This window comes from Acidovorax sp. SUPP3334, from assembly GCF_030159055.1.
In the GTDB taxonomy this organism is placed as follows: domain Bacteria; phylum Pseudomonadota; class Gammaproteobacteria; order Burkholderiales; family Burkholderiaceae_C; genus Paracidovorax.
In genome coordinates, this window is sequence record NZ_BQXQ01000047.1 from 1 (window position 1) to 23,520 (window position 23,520).

At 63.8% G+C, this 23,520-nt stretch carries 19 protein-coding genes and 1 pseudogene; 11 read left to right on the forward strand and 9 right to left on the reverse strand.

Annotated features, from left to right (window positions below; translation table 11 throughout):
- Positions 1 to 123: 123 nt before the first annotated feature.
- Both AVHM3334_RS20285 and AVHM3334_RS20290 read right to left on the reverse strand, forming a co-directional pair.
- Positions 124 to 444, reverse strand: a complete 321-nt coding sequence (locus AVHM3334_RS20285) for a DUF2145 domain-containing protein (RefSeq protein ID WP_284415317.1) — start codon at positions 442 to 444, stop codon at positions 124 to 126.
- A complete protein-coding gene (locus AVHM3334_RS20290; RefSeq protein ID WP_284415318.1) occupies positions 441 to 1,109 on the reverse strand; it encodes a DUF3313 domain-containing protein in 669 nt (222 codons plus the stop codon). The genes AVHM3334_RS20285 and AVHM3334_RS20290 overlap by 4 nt, the downstream gene beginning before the upstream one ends.
- Before the next feature lie 163 nt (positions 1,110 to 1,272).
- Here AVHM3334_RS20290 and AVHM3334_RS20295 point away from each other — a divergent pair, with 163 nt between their 5' ends.
- Together AVHM3334_RS20295 and treF are read left to right on the forward strand one after the other, a co-directional pair.
- Positions 1,273 to 1,893 carry a TetR/AcrR family transcriptional regulator gene (locus AVHM3334_RS20295; RefSeq protein ID WP_284415319.1) on the forward strand — a complete coding sequence of 207 codons (621 nt, stop codon included), beginning with the start codon at positions 1,273 to 1,275 and terminating at the stop codon, positions 1,891 to 1,893.
- A 187-nt stretch (positions 1,894 to 2,080) separates the two neighbouring features.
- Positions 2,081 to 3,760: an alpha,alpha-trehalase TreF gene (treF, locus tag AVHM3334_RS20300; RefSeq protein ID WP_284415320.1), complete on the forward strand. Its 1,680-nt coding sequence runs from the start codon at positions 2,081 to 2,083 to the stop codon at positions 3,758 to 3,760.
- A gap of 106 nt (positions 3,761 to 3,866) precedes the next feature.
- Here the strand turns inward: treF and AVHM3334_RS20305 are convergent, their stop codons facing one another.
- The 5 genes from AVHM3334_RS20305 to AVHM3334_RS20325 all read right to left on the reverse strand — a co-directional run bounded on the left by AVHM3334_RS20305 (position 3,867) and on the right by AVHM3334_RS20325 (position 8,604).
- Positions 3,867 to 4,361: a cysteine--tRNA ligase gene (locus AVHM3334_RS20305; protein WP_284415321.1), complete on the reverse strand. Its 495-nt coding sequence runs from the start codon at positions 4,359 to 4,361 to the stop codon at positions 3,867 to 3,869.
- A gap of 2 nt (positions 4,362 to 4,363) precedes the next feature.
- Positions 4,364 to 5,407, reverse strand: coding sequence for an AAA family ATPase (locus tag AVHM3334_RS20310; protein ID WP_284415322.1), 1,044 nt, complete (start codon positions 5,405 to 5,407; stop codon positions 4,364 to 4,366).
- 150 nt (positions 5,408 to 5,557) lie between these two features.
- Positions 5,558 to 6,364, reverse strand: a complete 807-nt coding sequence (locus AVHM3334_RS20315) for an ABC transporter ATP-binding protein (protein WP_284415323.1) — start codon at positions 6,362 to 6,364, stop codon at positions 5,558 to 5,560.
- On the reverse strand, positions 6,361 to 7,308 hold the full coding sequence (ntrB, locus tag AVHM3334_RS20320) for a nitrate ABC transporter permease (protein WP_284415346.1): 948 nt from the start codon (positions 7,306 to 7,308) through the stop codon (positions 6,361 to 6,363). Before ntrB ends, AVHM3334_RS20315 begins: the two co-directional genes overlap by 4 nt.
- 51 nt (positions 7,309 to 7,359) lie before the next feature.
- Positions 7,360 to 8,604, reverse strand: a complete 1,245-nt coding sequence (locus AVHM3334_RS20325) for a CmpA/NrtA family ABC transporter substrate-binding protein (RefSeq protein ID WP_284415324.1) — start codon at positions 8,602 to 8,604, stop codon at positions 7,360 to 7,362.
- Positions 8,605 to 9,305: 701 nt separating this feature from the next.
- On the opposite strand from AVHM3334_RS20325, the gene AVHM3334_RS20330 reads away from it, so the two are divergent.
- On the forward strand, positions 9,306 to 9,524 hold the full coding sequence (locus tag AVHM3334_RS20330) for a hypothetical protein (protein WP_284415325.1): 219 nt from the start codon (positions 9,306 to 9,308) through the stop codon (positions 9,522 to 9,524).
- Between the two features lie 22 nt (positions 9,525 to 9,546).
- Here AVHM3334_RS20330 and AVHM3334_RS20335 read toward each other — a convergent pair whose 3' ends face one another.
- Entirely contained in the window at positions 9,547 to 10,173 is a 627-nt protein-coding gene (locus tag AVHM3334_RS20335; RefSeq protein ID WP_272568327.1) for an ANTAR domain-containing response regulator, read from the reverse strand.
- A 247-nt stretch (positions 10,174 to 10,420) separates the two neighbouring features.
- Between AVHM3334_RS20335 and AVHM3334_RS20340 the strand changes: the two genes are divergently transcribed.
- Together AVHM3334_RS20340 and tsaD are read left to right on the forward strand one after the other, a co-directional pair.
- Positions 10,421 to 11,572, forward strand: a complete 1,152-nt coding sequence (locus tag AVHM3334_RS20340; RefSeq protein ID WP_502869954.1) for a branched-chain amino acid ABC transporter substrate-binding protein — start codon at positions 10,421 to 10,423, stop codon at positions 11,570 to 11,572.
- An 87-nt stretch (positions 11,573 to 11,659) separates the two neighbouring features.
- Positions 11,660 to 12,700: a tRNA (adenosine(37)-N6)-threonylcarbamoyltransferase complex transferase subunit TsaD gene (gene tsaD, locus AVHM3334_RS20345; protein ID WP_284415326.1), complete on the forward strand. Its 1,041-nt coding sequence runs from the start codon at positions 11,660 to 11,662 to the stop codon at positions 12,698 to 12,700.
- 170 nt (positions 12,701 to 12,870) lie between these two features.
- Here tsaD and AVHM3334_RS20350 read toward each other — a convergent pair whose 3' ends face one another.
- On the reverse strand, positions 12,871 to 13,248 hold the full coding sequence (locus AVHM3334_RS20350) for an Hsp20/alpha crystallin family protein (RefSeq protein ID WP_284415327.1): 378 nt from the start codon (positions 13,246 to 13,248) through the stop codon (positions 12,871 to 12,873).
- A 313-nt stretch (positions 13,249 to 13,561) separates the two neighbouring features.
- Here AVHM3334_RS20350 and AVHM3334_RS20355 point away from each other — a divergent pair, with 313 nt between their 5' ends.
- The 6 genes and pseudogenes from AVHM3334_RS20355 (at position 13,562) to AVHM3334_RS20375 (ending at position 23,509) form a co-directional block, all read left to right on the forward strand.
- Positions 13,562 to 14,410 carry a DUF2242 domain-containing protein gene (locus AVHM3334_RS20355; protein WP_284415328.1) on the forward strand — a complete coding sequence of 283 codons (849 nt, stop codon included), beginning with the start codon at positions 13,562 to 13,564 and terminating at the stop codon, positions 14,408 to 14,410.
- Positions 14,411 to 14,843: 433 nt separating this feature from the next.
- Positions 14,844 to 16,091, forward strand: coding sequence for a branched-chain amino acid ABC transporter substrate-binding protein (locus AVHM3334_RS20360; protein WP_284415348.1), 1,248 nt, complete (start codon positions 14,844 to 14,846; stop codon positions 16,089 to 16,091).
- 725 nt (positions 16,092 to 16,816) lie between these two features.
- A pseudogene (locus AVHM3334_RS23935) lies at positions 16,817 to 17,527 on the forward strand (DUF6531 domain-containing protein); the annotation flags it as partial.
- 138 nt (positions 17,528 to 17,665) lie between these two features.
- Complete coding sequence (locus AVHM3334_RS20365) at positions 17,666 to 21,010, forward strand: RHS repeat-associated core domain-containing protein (protein ID WP_284415329.1); 3,345 nt, start codon at positions 17,666 to 17,668, stop codon at positions 21,008 to 21,010.
- A 16-nt stretch (positions 21,011 to 21,026) separates the two neighbouring features.
- Positions 21,027 to 21,485 (forward strand): hypothetical protein, encoded by a 459-nt coding sequence (locus AVHM3334_RS20370; protein ID WP_284415330.1) that lies wholly within the window; start codon positions 21,027 to 21,029, stop codon positions 21,483 to 21,485.
- An 80-nt stretch (positions 21,486 to 21,565) separates the two neighbouring features.
- A complete protein-coding gene (locus tag AVHM3334_RS20375) occupies positions 21,566 to 23,509 on the forward strand; it encodes an RHS repeat-associated core domain-containing protein (protein WP_284415331.1) in 1,944 nt (647 codons plus the stop codon).
- Positions 23,510 to 23,520 lie beyond the last annotated feature (11 nt).

The following is a 23,520-nucleotide window of genomic DNA, read 5'->3' on the forward strand; positions in this document are numbered from 1 at the left end:
CTTCCAATGTCAATCTGGCATTCTTATGGCTGTTCATCCGGTGGGATCCCTCTGTGACTCTGAAGCGTGTTAACTCCAGTTTCCCAGACCCATTCGGGTGAACAACCTATTGAGACATCACAGCTAGGGATCGAGGGCGACCGACTCGTCCCCGGGGCCGGCCTCGCACCCCGGGCCCAGTGCCTGCCAGCCGCGGCGCACCACGATCTTGCGGCGGTCGTGGCACAGCTCGATGCGTTGCGCACCCGGCATGCGACCATGCACGAAGGTTTCCAGCGAGGCGGGCAGGCTCACCTGCATGCGCAGCGCGTACAGGTCGTTGCGCGGGTGGTCGTCCACATGCACCAGCGGCGCGAAATGCGCGGCGAACAGCACGCCGTGCGATCCCAGGTCGAGGGGCTCGGGCCGGTAGCCCTCCGAGCGCAGCCACGCCTGGGCGCTCACTGGAACTGTTCCACCAGTTGGTCCGCACCCTTGGCGATGCCGGCCTGCGCCGCATCCAGGGTGCCGAAGGTCGCGCCGATGTTCAGCGCGTTCGGGTATTGCTTGGTCACGAAGGCGTCGAGCAACTGGTTCGATACCGCGTCGAAGATCTCCACGGCATAGCTGACCGATCCGGTGAACGTGCCTTCCTTGCCGCGAATGCCCTGCACCAGGTTGTACGGCCCGCCGCCGATGTCGAAGCGCGTGAAGGTGCTCAGGCCCCGGGTCGTGAGCTTGGCACCGGTGAGCGTCACGCGAAGGCGCAGCGTGCCGGGGGAGGGCTGGGTCACGATCTGAAAGCGCGACGCCAGCCGGGCCGTGAACTGCGAACGCATGTCGCTGGCCAGCTTGCGCCGGTTCGCCTCGGGCACGTCCTCGAACTGGTGGTCAGGCCCGGTGTAGATCACGATGGGGTCGAGGATCGCCTTGGAATACTGGCCCCAGTCCCGGTGCGAAGCCACGCGCAACGGAATGCGGCCGCTGTCTTCCTCCAGGTTGGGCCGCAACTGGGGCGCGGACTGCAGCCCCGAATAGGCGACCGGTTGTGTGCTGGCACACCCGGCCAGGGCCGCGGCGCACAGCAGGGCCAGGAGCGCCGCGGGGCGCAGGAAGGGTTTGGTATTCATCGGAGGGTTGCCCGCAAAAAGAGTGGATGAAAAGATCCCGCCCCCCGGAATTGGTGCCCGGAAACCAGTCCATAACTGAACATGTGTGTACGATATAGTATGATTCCACGCAGGAAGCCCTGTCAAGTAAAGAGTACAAGTTAGTTCATTTTTGGAGATGAGAATGCGGGTCAGGACCCAGGCGCGGCGGGATGCCATCGTGGAAGCGGCGGCCAAATTGTTCGAAGAGGTGGGGTACGAGGCGGCGTCGATGAACGAGCTGGCCAAGCGGCTCGGTGGCTCCAAAGCCACGCTGTACGGCTATTTCCCGTCGAAGGAGCCGCTGTTCGTCGCGGTGGTGCAGTCGCTGGCGACCTCCCATCTGGCCGATGCCACCGCCCACCTGCTCACGGCGCTGGAGACGCGTCCCCCATTGCGGCCCACCCTGACGCGGTTCGGGGACGAGGCGCTGCAGGTGATGCTGAACGACCGCCGCGCACTGTCGGTGTACCGCATGGTGCTGGCGGATGCAGGCCGCACCAACATCGGCGAGCTGTTCGACGGCGCGGGCCCGCGCCAGTGCATTGACGCGCTGGCCCGGTTCATGGGCGCCGCCATGGCGCGTGGCGAGGTGTGCGAGTCCGATCCTCAGATCATGGCGATGCAGTTCATGGCGCTGCTCACCGCCGAAACCGGGCCGCGCCTGTACCAGCAAAACCCACCGTCCATCTCCGTCGCGGACATCCACGCGCGGGTGGTGCGGGCCGTGGACTTCTTCCTGCGGGGTGCGGCGCCTGGACGGTAGGCGTGGCGCCGAACGATGGCCGCGTTCCCTGCGGCACCGACGCGGTCACGGCGCCTTGTCCTGCGCATTTGCCGGGGCCGCGGGCCGGCGCAGGCCGGCCGGCCATTGTTCAATAGGCCCATCCGCCACCGAGCCTTCCCTTGGCCATTTCCCTGGCCCTTCCCCTGGCCCTTCCCCTGGAATCCGAATGTCCGCCCTGCCGTCCCGCCCCGAGTCTTCCGCTGCCGCTGCAACCCCGTTGCCGGGCGCCGATCCGTCTGTGCACAGCGTACACATCGCATCGCGCCGCGCCGCGGCCGCCCTGGTGCCGCCGGCCGACACGCATTCCCCGGCAGACCGCTATGAAGAGTTGTTCATCGAAGTGCAACGCCAGCGCGTCTTCGAAGACTCCAAGACGTTCGTGGACTGCGCACCCCGCCAGCCGCCCGAAACCATCCTGGCCGCCTACCGCATGCAATGCCATGCGCCCGGCTTCGACCTGCACGCATTCGTGCACCACCATTTCACGCCGCAGCACCGGGCGTGCCAGCACGCCACCACCGAAACCGGCCTGCCGATGGCCGAGCACATCGATGCGCTGTGGGACGAACTCACCCGCCACCCCGCGCACCATCCCGCGCACGGCTCGCTGCTGGCACTGCCGCATGCCTACGTGGTGCCGGGCGGGCGGTTCGTCGAGATGTATTACTGGGATTCGTACTTCACCATGCTGGGCCTGGTGCGCAGCGGCCGGGACCACCTGCTGCATGCGATGACGGACAACTTCGCCTACCTCATCGACACCTACGGCCACGTGCCCAACGGCACCCGCACCTATTACCTGAGCCGCTCGCAGCCGCCCATGTTCGCGCTGATGGCCGAGCTGTGCGAATCGTGCGCGGGGCACGGCGCCGCGCAGTACCTGCCGCAGATGCGGCGCGAATACGACTTCTGGATGGAGGGTGCGGACACGCTGGCCGCGGGCGGCGCCCACCGCCGCGTGGTGGCGCTGCCGGACGGCGCCATCCTGAACCGCTACTGGGACGACCGCGACACGCCGCGCGAGGAATCGTGGCGGGAGGACGTGGAGACGGCCACCCACTGCCCCCGGCCTTCGCAGGAGGTGTACCGCGACCTGCGCGCCGCCGCCGAATCGGGCTGGGACTTCAGCGCGCGATGGCTGCAGGACGGGCTGCCCGGCGCCTGCCGCACCCAGACGCTGTCCGCCATCATCACCACGCGCATCCTGCCGGTGGACTTGAACGCGCTGCTGCACAAAGCCGAAACCACCATCGCCCGCCTGAGCCGCGATGCGGGCGACGACGCCACCGCCCAGTCCTTCGACGAAAAGGCCCGCCAGCGCGCCGGGGCCATGTCCCGCGTGCTCTGGAACGCCGAGGCCGGCGCCTTCCTCGACTACGACTGGCAGGCCCGCGCGCCGCGCCCGTCGCTCAATGCCGCGACCGTGGTGCCGCTGTTCACCGGCACCGCCACGCCCGAACAGGCGCGGGCGCTCGCACCCACCGTGCGCCGCCGCCTGCTGGTGCGCGGCGGCCTGTCCACCTCCGAAACCGCCAGCGGCGAGCAGTGGGACCGGCCCAATGGCTGGGCCCCCCTGCAGTGGATGGCCGTGGAAGGCTTCGCCGCCTACGGCGCCGCCGACGAGGGTTGCCGCCAGTTGGCGGACGACATCCGCGCGCGCTGGCTCAAAACCGTGCAGGACGTGTACGACCAAGAGGGCAAGCTGGTCGAGAAATACTCGTTGTGCGAGGCGAGCGACCGCGCTTCCACCGGCGGCGATGGGGGCGAGTACCCACTGCAGGACGGCTTTGGCTGGACGAACGGCGTGGTGCGGGGATGGCTGGCCGATAGTGGGGCAAGGAAGTAAACCGAAATGGAAACTGTGGCGCAGAAGTTCAAGCCTGCCCTTGAAGCAAAAGCCGTGCTTCACTGAATTTTGCGAACGCCCAGCAGTGCCCGAGGTTCCGTGATTGTTACGGCTGCACAGTCCACGGCAAATTGACCATGTTTCTCATGCATGCAATCTTGGGATGGGGATCCACGGAACGCAGCCGTTGTTTCAACTTCTGTCTAAGGTCTGCTAAATCGACTTTAGGAATATGGCGGTCACTCTGTTCGATATGCACCACGATGTGCAGCGCTTTGCATTTCAGCAATTGTTGACTTATCGAGCACTCGTCTTGACTGGCGTTTAATTTGGCTGGCAAAAAGACAGCTAGGGTGTGAAGGACTTTCATTGCAATGGTATCCGCCAAAGAAGAGGGTTTTTCGGTTTGGGGATGGCGGTAGTCTTTTACCTCGATTAGATAAGCCGCTTTTTCAGGGGACAGTGCGACGACATCCACGGCTTTCAAGCCATCGCATAACTTGATGAAGTGGTTCCGATAGAAAGACCATTCGTCATATTTGCTGACTTGCCAAGCGTCAGGAAAGATGAAGTCCAGCCCATCAACATGCAACGGCTGCATTTTCAGCTTTCCATCGCCAGATAGCGGTCAGATTGGGCAAGGCTTTCTTCCAGCGAAGTGATATCTCCCATGTCCGACAATGTAGAACCTTGCGCTATCGCCATTCCGTTTGCACTTGAATGGAGTCCAAAAAACTGTGCACGGATGCCCTTGTGCTCATTCAGCAAAATATCTAGTTCGCGCAGCAAGAACAGGCTATGGGTTGCAAGAAAAATCTGGATGCCAGCAAGGCTGAGCGATGTAATGACTCCAGCGACTTCCCTGACCAAGCGGGGGTTTAGATTGGCCTCTGGTTCATCCCAAAAAAGATGGCCTTTATCCAGAAGAACTCCGGATGCGATCAGGCGTGCCAGCATTCCTAATTTGCGTAGTCCTTCTGCAACGAGTGGCATTTCCATGCGGCCATTGCGTTGTTGAAGATAGAAACGTCCGTTGGTACCCAAGTCGATACTTCCATCCATAGCGGCCTCCAAAGGCCGCAACAATTCTTTGATGCGTTGCTGTAGAGGGCCTTTTTTCAGTGGCGTTCCAAGAAGGAGGCAGGTGTCGCGCCAAGTCTCTTCAAATTCAAGAAAGCGGCTTTCATAGACCGCGACAAAATTCGGAAAAATAGTTAGCAACTCTCTCGTGGGCAGATAAGCGGGCGCTGTCGGCAACCATTTTTTCGGCAATGAGCCTATGGCAACTTCGGATTTGCTATTGGTGGCAAAACTGAAATCGGTGTTCAAGTCAGGAACAGAAAATTCAAGTGCGATATCGCACCTTTCTCTGCCTTGCTTACGCCGAGCAAGGCGGCCCAGGCTTTCCGGACGAAAGACATTGACCAACTTGTTCGCAAACACACTTTGCAGCGCTGTTTTGGTGGGCGCCTCCGCATGAGGCTTACGTCCTTCTTCGTAACTGGCGGCCAGAACAGAATAAGCCGCTTTCAACAAGTGAGTCTTGCCAGCGCCGTTTTCTCCGACGATGACGTTCAATTGAGGAGAAAACGTCAAGTCTGCCTCTGAAAAGACGGTGAAATTTTTCAGGCGCATCCGTTTCAACATATCTTTCCTTGGAACTGGTTCAGCCAACGCTGCAGGCCTGGAGTGAGGCCGTTGGGATGGTGGCTGGGAGGTCGCCATGGTAACCACGTTGACGCTGCTGAACGAAAAGGTGCGGTGGAGTACGTCAGAGCCTATTGAAGCGCTTTATCCTCAGGCCGCCTTCTCCACATGCGCCTGGCGCGTGTACAGGAAGTCCATCACCGCCTTGCGGCTGCGCAGGTAGCGCGGGTCTTCGGCCAGGGCCACGCGGTTGCGGGGGCGGGGAATGTCCACCGCCAGCACCTCGCCGATGGTGGCGGCCGGGCCGTTGGTCATCATCACGATCTTGTCGGACAGCAGCACCGCCTCGTCCACGTCGTGGGTGACCATGACCACGGTGCTCTGCGTGCGCGCCACGATCTCCAGCAGCTCGTCCTGCAGCTTGGCGCGGGTGAGGGCGTCGAGCGCGCCGAAGGGCTCGTCCATCAGCAGCACCTGTGGCTCCATCGACAGGGCCCGGGCGATGCCCACGCGCTGCTTCATGCCGCCCGAGATCTCGCCGGGGCGCTTTTGCGCCGCGTGGGTGAGGCCCACCATGGCCAGCGCGGCCTCGGTGCGGGCCTTGAGCTGGGCCTTCGGTTCCCGCTTGCCGAACACGCGCTCCACGGCCAGGTGCACGTTGCCTTCGCAGGTCAGCCAGGGCAGCAGCGAATGGTTCTGGAAGACCACCGCGCGCTCCGGGCCGGGGCCCTTGATCTCCTTGTCGGCGCACAGCAGCGCGCCGGCCGTGGGCACCGTGAGCCCGGCGATCAGGTTGAGCAGGGTGGACTTGCCGCAGCCCGAGTGCCCGATCAGCGCCACGAACTCGCCCTTGGCGATGGTAAGGTCGATTCCTTTGAGCGCCGGGAACAGGCCCTTGGCGGTCTTGAAGGTCTGGGCGACGCCCTGGACTTCGATGAATTTCTCGGGGTTGTTCATGCCTTCACCTCTTCGAACGTGAATGCCGTGGCCAGCTTGACCAGCGCGTATTCGAGCAGCAGCCCGACGATGCCGATCACGAAGATCGCGATGATGATGTTCTTGACGTTCAGGTTGTTCCACTCGTCCCACACCCAGAAGCCGATGCCCACGCCGCCGGTCAGCATCTCGGCCGCCACGATCACGAGCCAGGCGGTGCCCACGGCCAGGCGCACGCCGGTCAGCATGTAGGGCAGCACGGCGGGGAACAGGATGGTGGTGGCGATCTTCCACTCGGAAAGATTGAGCACGCGGGCCACGTTCATGTAGTCCTGCGGCACGCGCTGCACGCCCACTGCGGTGTTGATGATCATGGGCCAGATCGAGCAGATGAAGATGGTCCAGATGGCGGCCGGGTTGGCGCCCTTGAACACCAAGAGGCCGATGGGCAGCCACGCCAGCGGCGACACGGGCCGCAGCAGGCTGATGAGCGGGTTGAACATGCGCGAGAGGAAGTTGAACCGCCCGATCACGAAGCCCGCGGGAATGCCCACCAGCGCCGCCAGCCCGAAACCGACCGCTACGCGCTCCAGCGAGGCGAGCACGTTCCAGCCCACGCCCTGGTCGTTGGGGCCATTGCGGTAGAACGGGTTGCTGAACACCTCCAGCGCCTGCTTCCAGGTGTCCAGCGGGCCGGGAATGCTCTGCCCGGTGGTGGAAGACACCACGGCCCACAGCCCGATCAGCAGGCCCAGGCCGCAGGCCGGCGGCAGCACGGCGAGCCAGAAGCTGCGCGAGATGGCGGCCCAGTCGCGCGGCGCCCTCGGCGGGCTGGGCGGTGCGGACTGCAGGGGTTTTTGCCCGGATGCCGGCGTTTTGATTGCCGGGGTTGCTATCGTTTGCATAGCGTGCGGGGCGGTGGCGGGCGTGGGCTCCGGCGGGGCGTGGAAGACGGCGCTGACCATGGTGGTTTCTCCTGGCGTGGGGCGGAAAGGGGTGTCGGGCACGGGCCGCGCTCAGGCCTTGATCTTGAAGCTGTCGGCGTATTTGGCGGGCTCCTTGCCGTCCCAGACCACGCCGTCCATCAGCTTGCTGGTGCGCGTCTCGCTCTTGGGCAGCGGTGCCTTGGCCGCGGTGGCGGCCTGTTTGTACAGGTCGATGCGGTTGATGGACTTGGCCACGGCCAGGTAATCGGGGTGGTCCTTGAGCAAGCCCCAGCGCTTGTGCTGCGTGAGGAACCACATGCCGTCGGACAGGTAGGGGAAGTTCACCGCGCCGTCGTTGTAGAACTTCATGTAGTTGGGGTCGTCCCAGGTCTTGCCCAGGCCGTTCTGGTAGCGGCCCAGGATGCGCTGGTTGATGGCGTCCACGCTGGTGTTCACGTAGGCCTTGCCGGCGATGGTTTCGGCCATCTTGTTCTTGTTGGCCAGGCCCTCGTCGATCCAGCGGCCGGCCTCCAGGATGGCGGCCGTCACGGCGCGCGCGGTGTTGGGGTACTTCTGCACGAACTCCGACGTGGTGCCCAGCACCTTCTCGGGGTGGTCCTTCCAGATGTCCTGCGTGGTGGTGGCGGTCACGCCGATGCCGTCCATGATGGCGCGGTGGTTCCAGGGCTCGCCCACGCAGAAGCCGTCCATGTTGCCCACCCGCATGTTGGCCACCATCTGCGGCGGCGGCACGGTGATGACCTTGGCGCCCTTGAGCGGGTCGATGCCGTTGGCCGCCAGCCAGTAGTAAAGCCACATGGCGTGCGTGCCGGTCGGGAAGGTCTGGGCGAAGGTGTATTCGCGCTTTTCCTTGGCCATGAGCTGGGCCAGCCCCGCGCCGTCCACCGCGCCGGCATCGGCCAGCTTCTTGCTGAGCGTGATGGCCTGGCCGTTGTTGTTGAGCGTCATGAGCACGGCCATGTCCTTCTTGGGGCCGCCGACGCCTAAGTGCACGCCGTACACCAGGCCGTACAGCACGTGGGCGAAATCGAGTTCGCCGTTGGCGAGCTTGTCGCGCACGCCGGCCCAGCTGGCTTCCTTGCTGGGCACGATCTTCACGCCGTACTTCTGGTCGATGCCCAGCACCGAGGCCATCACCACGCTGGCGCAGTCGGTGAGCGGGATGAAGCCGATCTTCACTTCCTTCTTTTCCGGCGCGTCGGAGCCGGCTGCATACACCATGGAGCGCAGGGCGGGGCTCACGCCCACGGCCCCCACGGCGGCGGCCTGCAGCACGGTGCGGCGGTGGAGACTGGTTTTGGACAGGTCGGTCATGGAAGGCATCCCTTGGCTTGGCTGGCAACGTGGAAAAACAAAAAAGGCGTCCTCACACGCCTGCAGGCTGCCTGGTGGCAGCGCCGCGAGCGGTGGGGACGCCTTTGTCCGGATTGGGAGAGATTCACCCGCCGTTGGGTGGCTTCTCCTCAGCAGACCTATGGTCTTGGAGGGGTGATAGCAAATTCTGTGCCAAACGGGTTTGCGCATGGGTTTGCGCTGTCGGCTTCGAGCGGAGCAATGGATCGCCCATGGCCCAGACGTTCGCAGTTCTTCGAGCCACCACCCAGTCATGGGCGCATGACGCCCTATGCCTGTGCAGCGCTCCCGGTTGCGGTGCAAAGATGCTTCAGTTCGGTATACGGCGGTTCGCTGTGCGGTCAATCTGTTCGCCGCGTCCCTGTCGCTATTTGCACGGTCGCTAAAAATGCTTTCTCCTCAATTGATAGACAAAAGGATATAAATTGTTCAACAGAATCAGCGGCAATAGTTCAGCATATCGTCCTCCAGTTGATCATTCCCCGGGAAGCTCTCCCGAGCGCATTGCAGAGTCGACAAGCAAGGTGCAGGCATGGGATATGTCTTTCAGTCCCCCGCGAGCATCAAATCGCCCGCGCCCAAGTTCTTCGGAGCCGTCCAGCCTGCCTCCTAGGGGCGCATTCTTTTCATCAAGCACCAAGCCTGATCGCGGGCACGCCGTCATGGACGATAAAAGCGTCGCTGGAGGAGGTGGTGATCGAAAGATGCAAGCGCAGACAAAGCTCAATCAGCGGGCGGGCGGGCTGCTGAAACAGTACCCGGAAGGGCTTCCAGACGATGTGAAGAAGGCCGTTAAATCGGGCCGCGCATTTCAGGTTTCGTCCAGCGAAGGCAAGAAGGTGTACGAAACCTATAAAACAATGCTGAAAGAATCTGAGTAAACAGGTAAGTCACACGTCGAGATCAGCCCAGCAGGTCCGCCACGTCCAGCATGCGCTGGGCCACCTCGACCAGCTTCATGCCCTTGTCCATCGCGCTCTTGCGCAGCTTGTCGTAGGCCGCCTGTTCGGTCAGGCCCTGGCGCTGCATCAGCAGGCCCTTGGCGCGGTCGATAGTCTTGCGGTCCTTCAGCTCGCTGCGCGCGTCGGCCAGTTCGGCGCGCAGTGCCTGCTCGTGCTGAAAGCGCGCCATCGCCACATCCAGGATGGGGCGGATGCGCTGGGGCGACAGCCCGGCCACGATGTAGGCCGACACGCCCGCGGCCACCGCCTGGCGCACGTGGGAGGGGTCGTCGTCGTTGGTGAACATCACGATGGCGCGGGGCGCATCGCGGGTGGCCATCACCACGTGCTCCAGCGCGTCGCGGGCGTCGCTCTCGGCGTCCACGATCACCAGGTCGGGCTGCAACTGCGCGAGCCGCTCGCTCAAAAACACGTCGGCCGGCAGGGTGGCCACCAGATTGAAGTTGTTTTCCAGCAGGCCGATGCGCAGCGCCCGCGAGCGCTCGGCTTGCAGCTGGGCGTGCTCGTCGTCTTCGGCGCCTACCGCCAGATCGGGGGCCACCACCACGATGCGCAGGGAGTCGGTCATGCCCCAATCTTAAGCAATAAATGCGCCCATCCTGGTGCGTCGTCGCGGTGCCGACCCTTGGGCGCTGCACTTCTGCGCCGGAATGCACTGCGCGGGTGCATTAGCGGCGCTTTCAGGCTGTGATGGAAATTGCTAATAGATGTAACTTGCTATGGAGCAGGGGTTACCCGATAGCGTAAGACTCTTCCGTCTTATATACATCCAGATACATTTAAACCACTGAACTGAATGGAACGGAGCTGGAGATATGAGCACACAACGAAGCAGGCGCGCGGCGCTGCTGGCGATGGCAGCGCTGGCCGCTGCCCTGGGGGCCGGTTGCAGCAAGGTGCCCGACACCATCAAGATCGGCGTGGCGCAGCCGCTGTCGGGACCGCTGGGCGCGCTGGGGCAGGACATGCTCAACAGCGTGACGCTGGCGGTGCAGGAGCTCAACAAATCCGGCTTCACGGTGGACGGCAAGGCCGTCACCCTGGAAGTGGTCGCGCAGGACGACCGCGCCGATGCCGACTCCGGCAAGAAGGCCGCGCAGCAGCTGGTCGAATCGGGCGTGGTGGCGGTCATCGGCAATCTGAACTCGGGTGTGAGCATCGCCGCCGCGCCCATCTATGGCGAAAAGGGCATCGCGCAGCTGGCCATCTCCACCAACCCGCGCTTCACCGAACTGGGCCTGCAGACCACCCTGCGACTGGTGGCCAACGACAACCTGCAGGCCCGCGCCATGGGCTCGTTCGCCGCCACGCAGCTCAGCACCGCCAGCTACGCCGTGCTGGACGACGGCACGCCCTATGGCAAGGGCCTGGCGGACGGCGCGGCCAAGCAGCTCGCCACCGAAAAGAAGGAAGTCACCGTGCGCCAGTCGTTCGACGACAAGACCACGGCCTTCGACGAAGTGGCCCGGCGCCTGCAGACCGCCAAGGTGGGCGTGATCGTCACCACGCTCAACGACTTCCAGGTGCTGGCCCTGATGCAGGCGCTGCAGAAGATCAACTACACCCAGCTGTCCGTACTGGGCGGCGACACCATCAAGACCACCGACATGGCCAAGGCTGCGGGCATGGTGACCGCCATCTACGCCACCTCGCCCGTGCTGGAGCCGCGCGAGTTCATCACCGGCCGCCAGTTCCTGGACCGCTACAACGCGGCCTTCAAGAAGGCGCCCGCATATGGCGGCCACTACAGCTACGACGCGACCTACGTGCTGGCGTCCGCCATCAAGCAGGCGAAGTCGGCCGACCCGAAAGAAGTGACCAAGGCCCTGCGCGCCATCAACGGCTACGCCCCCGTCACCGGCACCATGACCTGGGACGAAAAGGGCGAGCAGCGCTACGGCGCCGTGGGCGTGTACAGCCTGCGCGGCAGCAACTGGGAGCTGCGCATGCGCTCCGACCGCTGGTAAGCAGGCACGAGGTGAGGGGGCAGGGCGGCGCCGGGCCGTTGCCCCTGGCCGCCGAGGGCCCGGCGCCCAGGTTCTACACTCGGGCGCATGAGTCTGCTGATCCTCGGAATCGAATCCTCCTGCGATGAAACCGGCGTGGCGCTGGTGCAGTCGCCCACCGGCGACGGCGTGCCCACCCTGGTCGCCCATGCCCTGCACAGCCAGATCGACATGCACCAGGCCTATGGCGGCGTGGTGCCCGAACTGGCCAGCCGCGACCACATCCGCCGCGTGCTGCCCCTCACCGAAACCGTTCTGGCCGAATCGGGCCGAAGCCTGGCCGATGTCGATGTGGTCGCCTACACGCGCGGCCCGGGCCTGGCCGGCGCGCTGCTGGTGGGCGCCGGCGTGGCGTGCGCCCTGGGCGCCGCGCTCGACAAGCCCGTGCTGGGCGTGCACCACCTCGAAGGGCACCTGCTGTCGCCCTTCCTCAGCGCCGACCCTCCCGAGTTTCCCTTTATCGCGCTGCTGGTCTCCGGCGGGCACACGCAACTGATGCGCGTCGATGGCGTGGGCCGCTACGAAATGCTGGGCGAAACCATCGACGACGCCGCAGGCGAAGCCTTCGATAAATCCGCCAAGCTGATGGGCCTGGGCTATCCCGGCGGCCCCGCGCTGTCGCGGCTGGCGGAGCAGGGCGACCCGGCCGCCTTCAAGCTGCCGCGCCCGCTGCTGCACAGCGGCAACCTCGATTTTTCGTTCGCGGGCCTGAAGACCGCCGTGCTCACCCAGGCCAAGAAGCTGGGCGACGACCTGCCCGCGCGCAAGGCCGACCTGGCCGCGAGCACGCAGGCCGCCATCGTCGATGTGCTGGTCCGCAAGACCATGACGGCCCTGCAGCAAAGCGGGCTGCACCGCGTGGTGGTGGCGGGCGGCGTGGGCGCCAATCGGTCATTGCGCGAGCAGCTCGACGCCGCCTGCGCACGGGCCAAGGTGCGGGTGCATTACCCCGAGTTGCACCTGTGCACCGACAACGGCGCCATGATCGCCATGGCCGCCGCCATGCGCCTGCAGGCCGGCAGCCAGCAGGCCAATCGCGACTACGCTTTCGACGTGAAGCCGCGCTGGCCGCTGGACACGCTGCAGTAAGCGGTGGTCTTTCGACGGGGGCATCGGGCACAAAAAACGCCCTGGCGTTTCGGCCAGGGCGCTCGGGGCGCTGTTGAAGCATCGCGGTGAATCCAGCGGCGGATTTCTCGGTCAGCCAGATTCTTCGACGCGACCGGGCGCTGCGTGCTGCGCCGCCCGGCCGGGCGTCCTTACGCGATGGCCAGTTGCGTAGCGCGGCTTTCCGGCACGACCTTGCCCAGCACCAGCGTCAGCACGCCGTTTTCGAGCTTGGCCGAGCTGGCGGCCACATCGATGTCCGCTGGCAGTTCCCAGGCACGCTGCACCTGGCGCGGCGCACCTTCCACGCTGGCCAGGCGGACCTGATTGCCTTCGATGGTCAGCTGCAGTTGTTCACGGCTCAGGCCGGGCAGGTCCATCTGCAGGGTCACGGTTTTTTCGTCCTGCTGGACGGTGTAGCCGGCCGCCACCGGGGCCGACAGGGTATGGTTCAAGAAGCGCTGCAGGGCCACGTCCGCGGAGCGGGGGGCGTTGAAAGCGGAGCGACGGATCACAGGGGCGAAAATCATTAAAAAAACTCCTGAAACACAGTGTTTTCGCGGCTCCCGGGTCGTTCGCCGCATGGTCCACAAATGTGTGTGGGATGCGGCATTTCAAGGGCGTTGCAGCGCACGAATCTGCCTTGCGCATGCACCGGACCGGCCTGGGGATTCCTGCCGTTTTTACAAGGTGCCGCCGCTCACGATGTCGCGCCGCAGGAACCCGCGCGGCGCTGCCGCATCCCATCCGCAGTCGCTGCCGCCGCCGTTTCGCGGGGTTACACCCCTTTGTCCGAACGCGTCTTTCGCAGCCTTCACAATGCACGCTGATCAGGGAACCGCCATGCCAACTTTTCGTCCTCCGTCATCACGTTCACGCCTTCGCGCTTCGCACCGTCCCCGCCACCTCGCCGTGCTGGCGTTGTCCACCGCGCTCGTGTCCCTCCTGGCCGGCTGCGCCGGCAATTCGGTCCCAGGGCTGGATCGCGCCCCGCGCTTCGACCCCGACGACTTCGACAGCGCCAGCATGCACACGCGCCACATCAACGCCCCCCAGGCACGCGTGTGCGAAGGTGCCCGCCGCGCCTTGCTGAGCCAGGGCTATCTCGTGAGCACCGCCAGCGCCGAAGTCGTCGCTGGCCGCAAGTACTTCCAGCCCTCCAGCGACATTCACTACGAAGTCGAAATGCGCGTCGTCTGCGCCACCGAGGGCGGCGACAAGACCCGCACCGCCGCGTTCGCCAGCGCCCTGCAGGACCGCTACGTGATCAAGAAGATCAACAACTCGGCATCGCTCGGCGTGGGCGCGCTGGGCTCGGTCTCGCTGCCGTTTTCGGCCAGCGACGACACGCTCGTGAAGGTGGGCAGCGAAACCGTGACCGACCCGCGCTTCTACGACCGCTTCTTCCAGTTGTTCGACCGCTTCGTGCCCGCCGCGCGCGAGCAGGTGGGCCAGCCATCGCCCACCGTGCCGCCCACGATCGCGAACGAAACCGCCAAGAAAGAGGCCCGCGAATCCGGCGAGGTGCATGAGCTTTTGCCCATGCCCGTCACCATTCCGGTCCCCGTCCCACGCCCGCCGGCCGTCACGGGGTTTCCGATGCCGCCAGCTGCGGGCGCCGGGGTGGAGGCGCCAGCGGCCGAGCCCGAGGCGGCACCCGCCACCGCGCCCGCATCCGCGCCAGTGCGCTGAGCGGCGGCAGGCGCTGCGTTCTCCGCGCACAGTCCAGCGCGGCGGGCAGGCCCTTGGGGCCGCTCGAAGGGCCTCGCGGGCGCGAGGCCATGCGGGTGGATACGGTTGCCCGATGACTGGGTGACTGCGAGGATTGCGCAGCGCGCCGATGCCGCGCGTGTCAGTTGTCAGGCCGCTCCGATACACTGCGCGCCTTTCCATCCCGGGCGGCTGCCTTGCTGGCGGCGCGGCCCACAGGACCGCTCGCATGACCCCATCCTCCCCTCGCGTTGCCCACCGGGCGCGCGCTCTTGCCGTGGCCGCCGCCACGCTTTTTCTTCCTGCGGCATTCCTTGAAGCCGGCGCGGTGCCATCGGCTGCAGCGGCATCGACGGCATCGACGGCCCCCGCCGCAACGGCGCCCAGCACCACCTCGGTCCTGCCAGCCACCCTCATGGCGCAGGCCGCCCCCGCCAACCCATCGCGCGCGGCCAGTGCCCCGGCCGCCGCCCCCATCAAGGTCGCGCTGATCGAGAGCATGTCCGGCCCCTTCGCCAACACGGGCGAGGCCGTGTTCCGCAACGTGCTGTGGGCCATCGAACGGGTGAACGCGCGTGGCGGCGTCCATCTGCCGGCCCAGGCCGGTGGCGACCGGCCCCTGGTGATCGAGCGCTACGACAGCAAGGGCCAGAACGAAGAGGCCCTGTCCGCCCTGCGCGCTGCCATCGACGACGGCGCTCGCGTCATCCTGCAGGGCAACTCCTCGGCCACCGCGGCCGTCCTGATCGAAGCCATCAACAAGCACAACGAACGCGAGCCGGGCAAGCGCGTGATCTTCCTCAACTACTCGGCGGTGGACCCCATCCTCACCAACGAAAAGTGCAGCTTCTGGCACTTTCGTTTCGACGCCCACGCCGACATGCGCATGGCTGCGCTGATGGACGTGATCCGCGAAGACAAAGCCTTGAAGAGCGTGTACCTCATCGGGCAGGACTACAGCTTCGGTCAGGCCGTGCTGCGCGAGGCCAAAAAGCAGCTGGCCGCCCAGCGCCCCGACGTCACCGTGGTGGGCGACGAACTGCATGCCGTCGGCCGGGTGAAGGACTTTGCTCCCTACGCCGTCAAGATCAAGGCCAGCGGGGCACAGGCCGTCATCACCGGCAATTGGGGCAACGACCTCACCCTGCTCGTCAAGGCCGCGCGCGAAGTGGGCTACGACGGCATGTTCTACACCTTCTACGGCAACGCCCTGGGCGCACCGGCCGCGCTCGGCGACGCCGGCGTGGGCAAGGTGGTGGCCGTGGCCGACTGGCTGCCCAACGTGCCGGGCGCGCAGAGCGCAGCCTTCTACCAATCCTTCCGCCAGCGCTTTCCCAAGCCCACGGACGACTACGTGCACATGCGCATGCAGCTCATGGTGGAAACGCTGGCCCAGTCCATCGAACGCGCCGGCACCACCGACACCGCCGCCGTCGCCCGCGCCATGGAAACCGCGAAGGTGCAATTGAACGGCCAGGCCGGCGCCATGCGCGCGGCGGATCACCAGTTCCAGCAAGCCCTGGCCGTGGGGGTCATGGACCGGCAGGGCGCGCCGGGCGTGCGGTTCGACGTGGAGGGCTCGGGGTATGGGTTCCGCGTGGTGCGGCAGATCGCGGCGGAGAAGGCGGAGCAGCCGCAGAGTTGCCGGATGGTGCGGCCTTGATGCTTATTTGATTTGATTTTCGGTTAATATTGCCGTTGCATCGCCATCACATCGCTGAACGGCGATTGAGGCATCGATTTTCAATGTCAGGCACAGATCGATGGTGATCTGAGAACGACCACATCACTTGTATTTCTGTAAGGCTTTTGATGCATTTATCAGCAGGGAGGGAGAGATTTATGAAAAGTTTTCTTGATATAAAAAATCAACTGTCACCGGTCTTTTATCTCTGGGTCCGCCAGTTTAGGTTTTTCATGGGTCTCAGCGCGGTCAAGATGCTGATAATCACTGCGTCGGCGACGGTAAGTCTCTTTGCATCTACGCCTGCTGATGCAGCGATACAGGCGGAAATAACATTTTGCCGTACGGGCGATGTCGATGATCGGCTTTGCGGATCTCGTGAAACAAGAGTGGGTGCTTATAAGGCTTATATCGACAGACGCCCGGCGATGTGTGGTGATCGCATAAACACAAAAAATGTATGGATAGCCAGGGATGACGGCGCGCCTGTCGGTTATCTCGGAATAGGCTATTGGACATATTCGTGCTGGGGGAATGATGAGAAATACTATACTTCCTACGGCGGAGATTTTGGTTCATTCATCGAGAGTGGAATAACTTGCCCAGCCAACAGCACGGTGGTAGGCAGCGGTTGTGTCTGCAAATTCGGTTATCAAGAAGATCCCACCAGTACTTCATGTATTCCGGTGATTCCTATGGCACAAATGTGTGTGCCTGGCGTAGCTGGGGAGAGTGTTGGGTCGCCCATAGAGCCCGGCACTTCAGAGAAGGTTCGTTTTGAAACGGACTGGGCCGGCTCTGGACCGAATGCATTGACCTTTCACAGATACTACCGTAGCACGCGCGGCGGAAGGCCGTCCGGAAGCTTCGATGGAGCTTGGGGTCATAACCATGATGTCAAGCTCGAATATCTTCCCAAGTCGATTGATGGTGTATTAATCACATCGGGGGAAGGGCATGTACAAAGCTTTTCCAAGCCGAAGAACGCCGCATCTTGGAGCACCACCGGCAGCGGTACGTTAACCCAATCGCCCCAAGGTCTGTGGACATACCTGCGTGATGAAGACGGCGTCACGATGGTATTCAACAGCACGGGCAAGTTGCAGTCCGCTACGGCCCGCAATGGATGGGTCACCTCTTATGTTTACGACCTGCAGGGTCGGCTGGCTACGGTTTCCAATAACTTTGGGCAATCGTTGGTTTTGGCGTATGGCAGCAACGGGTTATTGACGTCGGTTACTACGCCTGATCTACAAGTCATTCAATACACCTATGACGGCGGGGGGCGCCTCAGCACCGTTGCCTATCCCGATGGTAAGAATCGGACATTTCTCTACGAAGATGCGCGCTTCACCAAAGCGTTGACAGGTATCTTGGATGAATCGGGGGCGCGTTGGGGTACCTTCGCCTATGACAATGTGGGCCGTGCGGTTACGACGGAACTGGCCGGTGGAGCGAATCGCTACGAAGTGCAATATCCGCCGGTGCCCGAATACGGGTTTCAAGTCATCGATCCCCTTGGTACGGCTCGCGTTTTCAACTACAGCATCAACTTGGGCAAACTCGTTGTCAGTGGAGCCAGCTTGCCCGACGGCAGCGGTAAAGCAGACGCCGCCCAGCGGGTTCAAAACGCGCAGGGTTTGATCGACTCCGAGACTGATTTTCGAGGGGTAGTTAAAACGAAGCAGTGGGACTTCTCGCGCCAACTACCCATCAGCACCACAGAAGCCGCTGGCACGGCGCAGGCGCGCACGACCAGCACCGAGTGGCACCCCCAGTGGCGCCTGCCGGTCAAGGTGACGGAGGCGGGCCGCGAGACAAGCTACACGTACGACAGCCTGGGCAACGCCCTCACGCAGACGATCAAGGACACCAGCGTCACCCCGGCCGTCTCGCGGACCTGGACGTGGACGTATCACCCCACCGGCCTGGTCGCCAGCGAGACGGAGCCCAACGGTGCGGTGTCCAGCTTCACCTACGACAGCGCAGGCAACCTCACGCAGGCCACCAACGCGCTGGGCCAAAGCAGCCTGTACACCCACGACGCGGCCGGCCGGGTGCTCACCCACACCGCACCAACAGGTTTGGTCAGCACCTACCAATACGACTTGCGCGGTCGCCTGACGCGCGTGCAGCGCGGCGACGAAGCCACAGTGTTCACCTACCGGCCCACGGGCCAGGTCGTCACCGCCAGCACACCGGCGGGCTACCAGATCACCTACACCTATGACGCGGCCCAGCGCCTGACCGGCTGGAGCGACAACCGGGGCGCGAGTGCCAGCTACACGCTGGACGGCATGGGTAACCGGATCAACGAAAGCATCACCGACGCCCAGGGCCAGGCCGCCTGGACGGTGGCGCGCACCATCAACAGCCTGAACCGGGTGGAGAGCGTCACCATCGGCTCGGCCGCCACGGGCACGCTCAGCACCACCGGATATGGCTACGACGCCAACGGCGACCTCATCCGCAGCACCGAGACCGTTGGGGGCGCCAGCCGCAGCACCACGCTCGGGCTGGATGCCCTGAGGCGCGTCAAAACCATCACCAACGCGCAGAACGCCAGCGCCGCACTGGTCTACAACGCGCAGGACGCCGTCACCCAGGCCACGGACTTCAAGAGCGTGGCCACCAGCTACGCGCGGGATGCGCTGGGCAATGCCAGGCAGGAAGCCAGCGCGGACAGCGGCACGCTCACCAGCAGCTACGACAGCCTGGGCCTGCCGCAAAGCATCACCGATGCACTGGGGAGTGCCAGCGCCATCACGCGGGACGCGCTGGGCCGGCCCACGCAGATCGTGAGCAGCCAGGGCGGGGTGAGCCGCACCACCGTGCTGCGCTACGACCTGCCCGGGGCGCAGTACAACGCCAGCGGCAGCGCGAGCGCCAGCGTGGGGTATCTGAGCGAGATCCAGGACGCGGGCGTCACCACGCGCTACCAGCGCGACGCGCAGGGGCGCATCACCGAGCGCACCCAGGTCTTGTCCAATGGCACCAGCAGCACCGTGGGCTACCAGTACGTTCCTGCCGGGACGGGCAACGCAGGCGCGGGGCAGATCGCCCGCATCACCTACGCCAGCGGGCGCCAGCTGGTGCACCAGTACGACGCCACCGGCCAGCTCACCGGGCTGCAGTGGAACGGCCAGCCCCTGGTGAGCGGCATCACCTGGAGCCCGCTGGGCCAGGCCACCGGCTGGCAATGGCCGGGCTTTGCGCAGACCCCCGGCAACCCCGCACCGCTGGCCGAGCAGCGCAGCTACACCAGCGCGGGCCAGCTGGCCGCCAGTGCCCTGCTGCAACTGACCTGGGACAGCGCCGGGCGCATCGCGCAGATCACCCAGCAGCACATGCTGCCCGCGGCAGGCAGCACCACGGTGGCGCAGCAGGTGCCGCTCACCAGCGCGTACAGCTACGACACGGTGGGCCGGCTCACCGCCAGCGCGCACAGCGCGCCAGGCACCCTCACGCTGCCCAGCGCAGCGGCATTGAGCGACACCATCGGAGCCAACGCCAGCGGCTACGCGTGGGATGCCAACGGCAACCGCAGCCAGAGCTACTACAGCAGCAGCACGGCGGGGGGCACCGCCACGCTGCAGCGCGACTACCAGATCGCCAGCGACAGCAACCGCCTGGGCGGGTACACGCAGACCTTCACGCCAGCGGGTGGCAGCGCACAGACCAGCGCGGTGGCCTACAACCACGACGCCACGGGCTCGATCACGAGAAAGGGCGACAGCTACCTGCACTACGGCGTGGACGGGCGCATCGCCAAGGCCGGCCCCAGTGCCGACCCGGCCAACGCGCTGGCGGTGAGCTACACGTACAACGCCCTGGGCCAGCGGGTGTTCAAGAGCGATGCGAGGCTGTCCGGGTCGAACAACCCGGCCATCACCCAGCAGACCGTGTATGCCGAAGACGGAATCGGCAGCACCGTGCTGGGCCAGTACGGCAGCAGACGGAGCAGCGACAGCGCGGCGCCGGCTGGGGAGATGGACAGCACGGAGGTCATCTACCTGCCCACGGCAGCAGGGCCGATGCCGATTGCGGCGCAGATCAACGGCAGGCTGTACGCCATCGATGCGGACCACCTGAACACGCCGAGAAGGCTGACGAACACGCAGGGCCAGGTGGCGTGGCAGTGGCTGATCACGGGGTTCGGGGAGGCGAATCCGACGACCGGGGCGACCGGCTACACGCAGAGCGGGCAGGGGAGCGCAGCCTATGCGGAAGCCATCCGATTCGACCTGCGGTATCCGGGGCAGGTGTTCGATGAAGAGACAGGGTTGAACTACAACCTGCACCGGTCTTATGACATGCCTTCAGGGCGGTACATCCAGAATGATCCCATCGGGCTCAATGGAGGATGGAATCGGTATGGGTATGTCGGTGGAAATCCGCTTAACTTTACTGATCCGACGGGCCTGCAAGCGATTCCTTTGCCGCCCCTGTTAATTCCTGGCGTGCCGAATCCATCAGTGGATGCGCAGCGCGACTTGGCAGACAGGCTGAGCCGGGCATTCAAAGACGATGACGAAACGACATATCAGACTTACACGCGATACAACCCACTGACTGGCGATTGCTATTCAGGCCGCACTTCAGGAATTGATACTCCAGAGCGCAACGTGCGAAATCGAGGTTATGGGCAATCCCTGCTCAATGCCGAAGGATTCTTGCCGCCCGTGTTGGATCGGTCGTCTACAAATTACGACGCTATCCGAGGGCGTGAGCAGCAACTCATCGATATCAATGGTGGAGCACAGAGTAGCGGCGGAGATTCGAGAAATAAGATTAATGGGATTAGCCCTTGGAACCCGCGTGGCCCACTTAGGTACATTCCTGCAGCTAATGCTGAGTTTGGGCGGCCGGTGGCTTCAGGTCATTGCACTTGCCAGTAAATAAGGAAAAAGGATTATGGGGAACAATTCTTTATCTATCGAAGACTATAGATTGCTCAAGGTTTTTCTTGATCTGGAGTTTAAGTTTTATGCGCCAAAGTATCCGACTACGCCGCAGGAAACTCCGTCGCAGTTCTTGGAGAAAATAGAGGCAACTTCTCTCGCTAATGCCAAGAAAGGTCTACAGATGGCGCTCAACGACTTTGTCGAGGAGACTGCAAATTGGACACCCGAGGCGATTGCCGCCGCCGACGCAAGATTCGCTGCTGCTGGCACTTTCACGTTGAGCGAAGTCAGGCGCCGATATTCAAAGAAATACTTACAGATAATCAAGCGCGGCCTAATTCGCTCGGAAACCGAATACTACTTGCTCAAAGGCATCGCGGATGGTGGAGGCATTGAGCCAGGGGCTACGGAGGGGCAGCAGATCGAAGCCATGCTCGCGGCATTTGAAGCCAAGATCATGAAAAACTGATCTGCTATTGATTTAATAGCAATATGCCGTGGAATTTATTGGCATGAGGCATGTTTAGGTGTAGAAACCGATCCCAGCGTTTGACGGGCTGGAGCGGTAATCGAGGCGCCTGTGTCAACCACACACAGTGCGGCATCACCGAGCGCACCCAGGTCTTGTCCAACGGCGCCAGCAGCACCGTGGGCTACCAGTACGTTCCTGCCGGGACGGGCAACGCAGGCAGCGCAGGCGCGGGGCAGATCGCCCGCATCACCTACGCCAGCGGGCGCCAGCTGGTGCACCAGTACGACGCCACCGGCCAGCTCACCGGGCTGCAATGGAACGGCCAGCCGCTGGTCAGCGGCATCACCTGGAGCCCGCTGGGCCAGGCCACCGGCTGGCAATGGCCGGGCTTTGCGCAGACCCCCGGCAACCCCGCACCGCTGGCCGAGCAGCGCAGCTACACCAGCGCGGGCCAGCTGGCCACGAGCGCGCTGCTGCAGCTCACCTGGGACAGCGCCGGGCGCATCGCGCAGATCACCCAGCAGCACATGCTGCCCGCGGCAGGCAGCACCACGGTGGCGCAGCAGGTGCCGCTCACCAGCGCGTACAGCTACGACACGGTGGGCCGGCTCACCGCCAGCGCGCACAGCGCGCCAAACACCCTCACGCTGCCCAGCGCAGCGGCATTGAGCGACACCATCGGTGCCAACGCCAGCGGCTACGCGTGGGATGCCAACGGCAACCGCAGCCAGAGCTACTACAGCAGCAGCACGGCGGGGGGCAGCGCCACGCTGCAGCGCGACTACCAGATCGCCAGCGACAGCAACCGCCTGGGCGGGTACACGCAGACCTTCACGCCAGCGGGTGGCAGCGCACAGACCAGCGCGGTGGCCTACAACCACGATGCCACGGGCTCGATCACGAGAAAGGGCGACAGCTACCTGCACTACGGCGTGGACGGGCGCATCGCCAAGGCCGGCCCCAGTGCCGACCCGGCCAGCGCGCTGGCGGTGAGCTACACCTACAACGCCCTGGGCCAGCGGGTGTTCAAGAGCGATGCGAGGCTGTCCGGGTCGAACAACCCGGCCGTTACGCAGCAGACCGTGTATGCCGAAGACGGCATCGGCAGCACCGTGCTGGGCCAGTACGGCAGCCGCAGGAGCGGCAACAGCGCCGCAGCAACCGGCGAGATGGACAGCACCGAGGTCATCTACCTGCCCACGGCAACCGGGCCGATGCCCATCGCCGCGCAGATCAATGGCAGGCTGTACGCCATCGATGCGGACCACCTGAACACGCCGAGAAGGCTGACCAACACGCAGGGCCAGGTGGCGTGGCAGTGGCTGATCACGGGGTTCGGGGAAGCCAATCCGACGACCGGGGCGACCAATTACTCACAAAGCGGGCAGGGGAGCGCCAACTATGCCGAACCCATCCGATTCGATCTGCGGTATCCGGGGCAGGTGTTCGATGAAGAGACCCAGCTCAACTACAACCTGAATCGGTACTACGACCAGGCGTCGGGGAGGTACATCCAGGCCGATCCGATTGGGCTGGATGGGGGATGGAATCGCTTTGGTTATGTGGCCGGGGACCCGATTTCTTTTTATGACCCAAAAGGCCTTTGGGCCGTCGACATTGGTGGGTTCTGGGGAGCTGGAATGAACTTTAGTTTCGGATACGACACAAGTGTCCAAAGAGGTTTTCTGAGTATGCAGTTTGGTTACGGAGTTGGCGGCGGAGTTACTTGGTCTCCAGAAGGAGGATTACCTTTAGGTCAAGCTGCGCTGGTCGAATGCAATGACGATCAGACTTTTGTGGAGTTGTTTGGAAAGACTACGGTAAGCGGTGCTGGTTCAAATCTAGATGTTTTAACTGCCAATGTTGGAACTGGAGTTGTTACAAATAAACCTTATGGTGGTTTGAGTTGGTTCGACTACTCATTTGGTAAAAAATGGGGGCTTAAGGCGGAGGCTGCAGGAGGCATTCAAATCACAGCTGTAACACGCGGCAGTTCGTTGGAAAAATGTACTTGCCGTTAAATGGAGTATTT

Coding starts and splice junctions, on each gene's coding strand:
- tsaD (WP_284415326.1), top strand. CDS start 11,660: ATGAGTCTGCTGATCCTCGGAATCGAATCCTCCTGCGATGAAACCGGC.
- AVHM3334_RS20310 (WP_284415322.1), bottom strand. CDS start 5,407: ATGTTGAAACGGATGCGCCTGAAAAATTTCACCGTCTTTTCAGAGGCA.
- AVHM3334_RS20330 (WP_284415325.1), top strand. CDS start 9,306: ATGGACGATAAAAGCGTCGCTGGAGGAGGTGGTGATCGAAAGATGCAA.
- AVHM3334_RS20355 (WP_284415328.1), top strand. CDS start 13,562: ATGCCAACTTTTCGTCCTCCGTCATCACGTTCACGCCTTCGCGCTTCG.
- AVHM3334_RS20370 (WP_284415330.1), top strand. CDS start 21,027: ATGGGGAACAATTCTTTATCTATCGAAGACTATAGATTGCTCAAGGTT.
- AVHM3334_RS20290 (WP_284415318.1), bottom strand. CDS start 1,109: ATGAATACCAAACCCTTCCTGCGCCCCGCGGCGCTCCTGGCCCTGCTG.
- AVHM3334_RS20350 (WP_284415327.1), bottom strand. CDS start 13,248: ATGATTTTCGCCCCTGTGATCCGTCGCTCCGCTTTCAACGCCCCCCGC.
- ntrB (WP_284415346.1), bottom strand. CDS start 7,308: ATGGTCAGCGCCGTCTTCCACGCCCCGCCGGAGCCCACGCCCGCCACC.
- AVHM3334_RS20305 (WP_284415321.1), bottom strand. CDS start 4,361: ATGCAGCCGTTGCATGTTGATGGGCTGGACTTCATCTTTCCTGACGCT.
- treF (WP_284415320.1), top strand. CDS start 2,081: ATGTCCGCCCTGCCGTCCCGCCCCGAGTCTTCCGCTGCCGCTGCAACC.
- AVHM3334_RS20360 (WP_284415348.1), top strand. CDS start 14,844: ATGGCGCAGGCCGCCCCCGCCAACCCATCGCGCGCGGCCAGTGCCCCG.
- AVHM3334_RS20295 (WP_284415319.1), top strand. CDS start 1,273: ATGCGGGTCAGGACCCAGGCGCGGCGGGATGCCATCGTGGAAGCGGCG.
- AVHM3334_RS20340 (WP_502869954.1), top strand. CDS start 10,421: ATGAGCACACAACGAAGCAGGCGCGCGGCGCTGCTGGCGATGGCAGCG.
- AVHM3334_RS20335 (WP_272568327.1), bottom strand. CDS start 10,173: ATGACCGACTCCCTGCGCATCGTGGTGGTGGCCCCCGATCTGGCGGTA.
- AVHM3334_RS20315 (WP_284415323.1), bottom strand. CDS start 6,364: ATGAACAACCCCGAGAAATTCATCGAAGTCCAGGGCGTCGCCCAGACC.
- AVHM3334_RS20325 (WP_284415324.1), bottom strand. CDS start 8,604: ATGACCGACCTGTCCAAAACCAGTCTCCACCGCCGCACCGTGCTGCAG.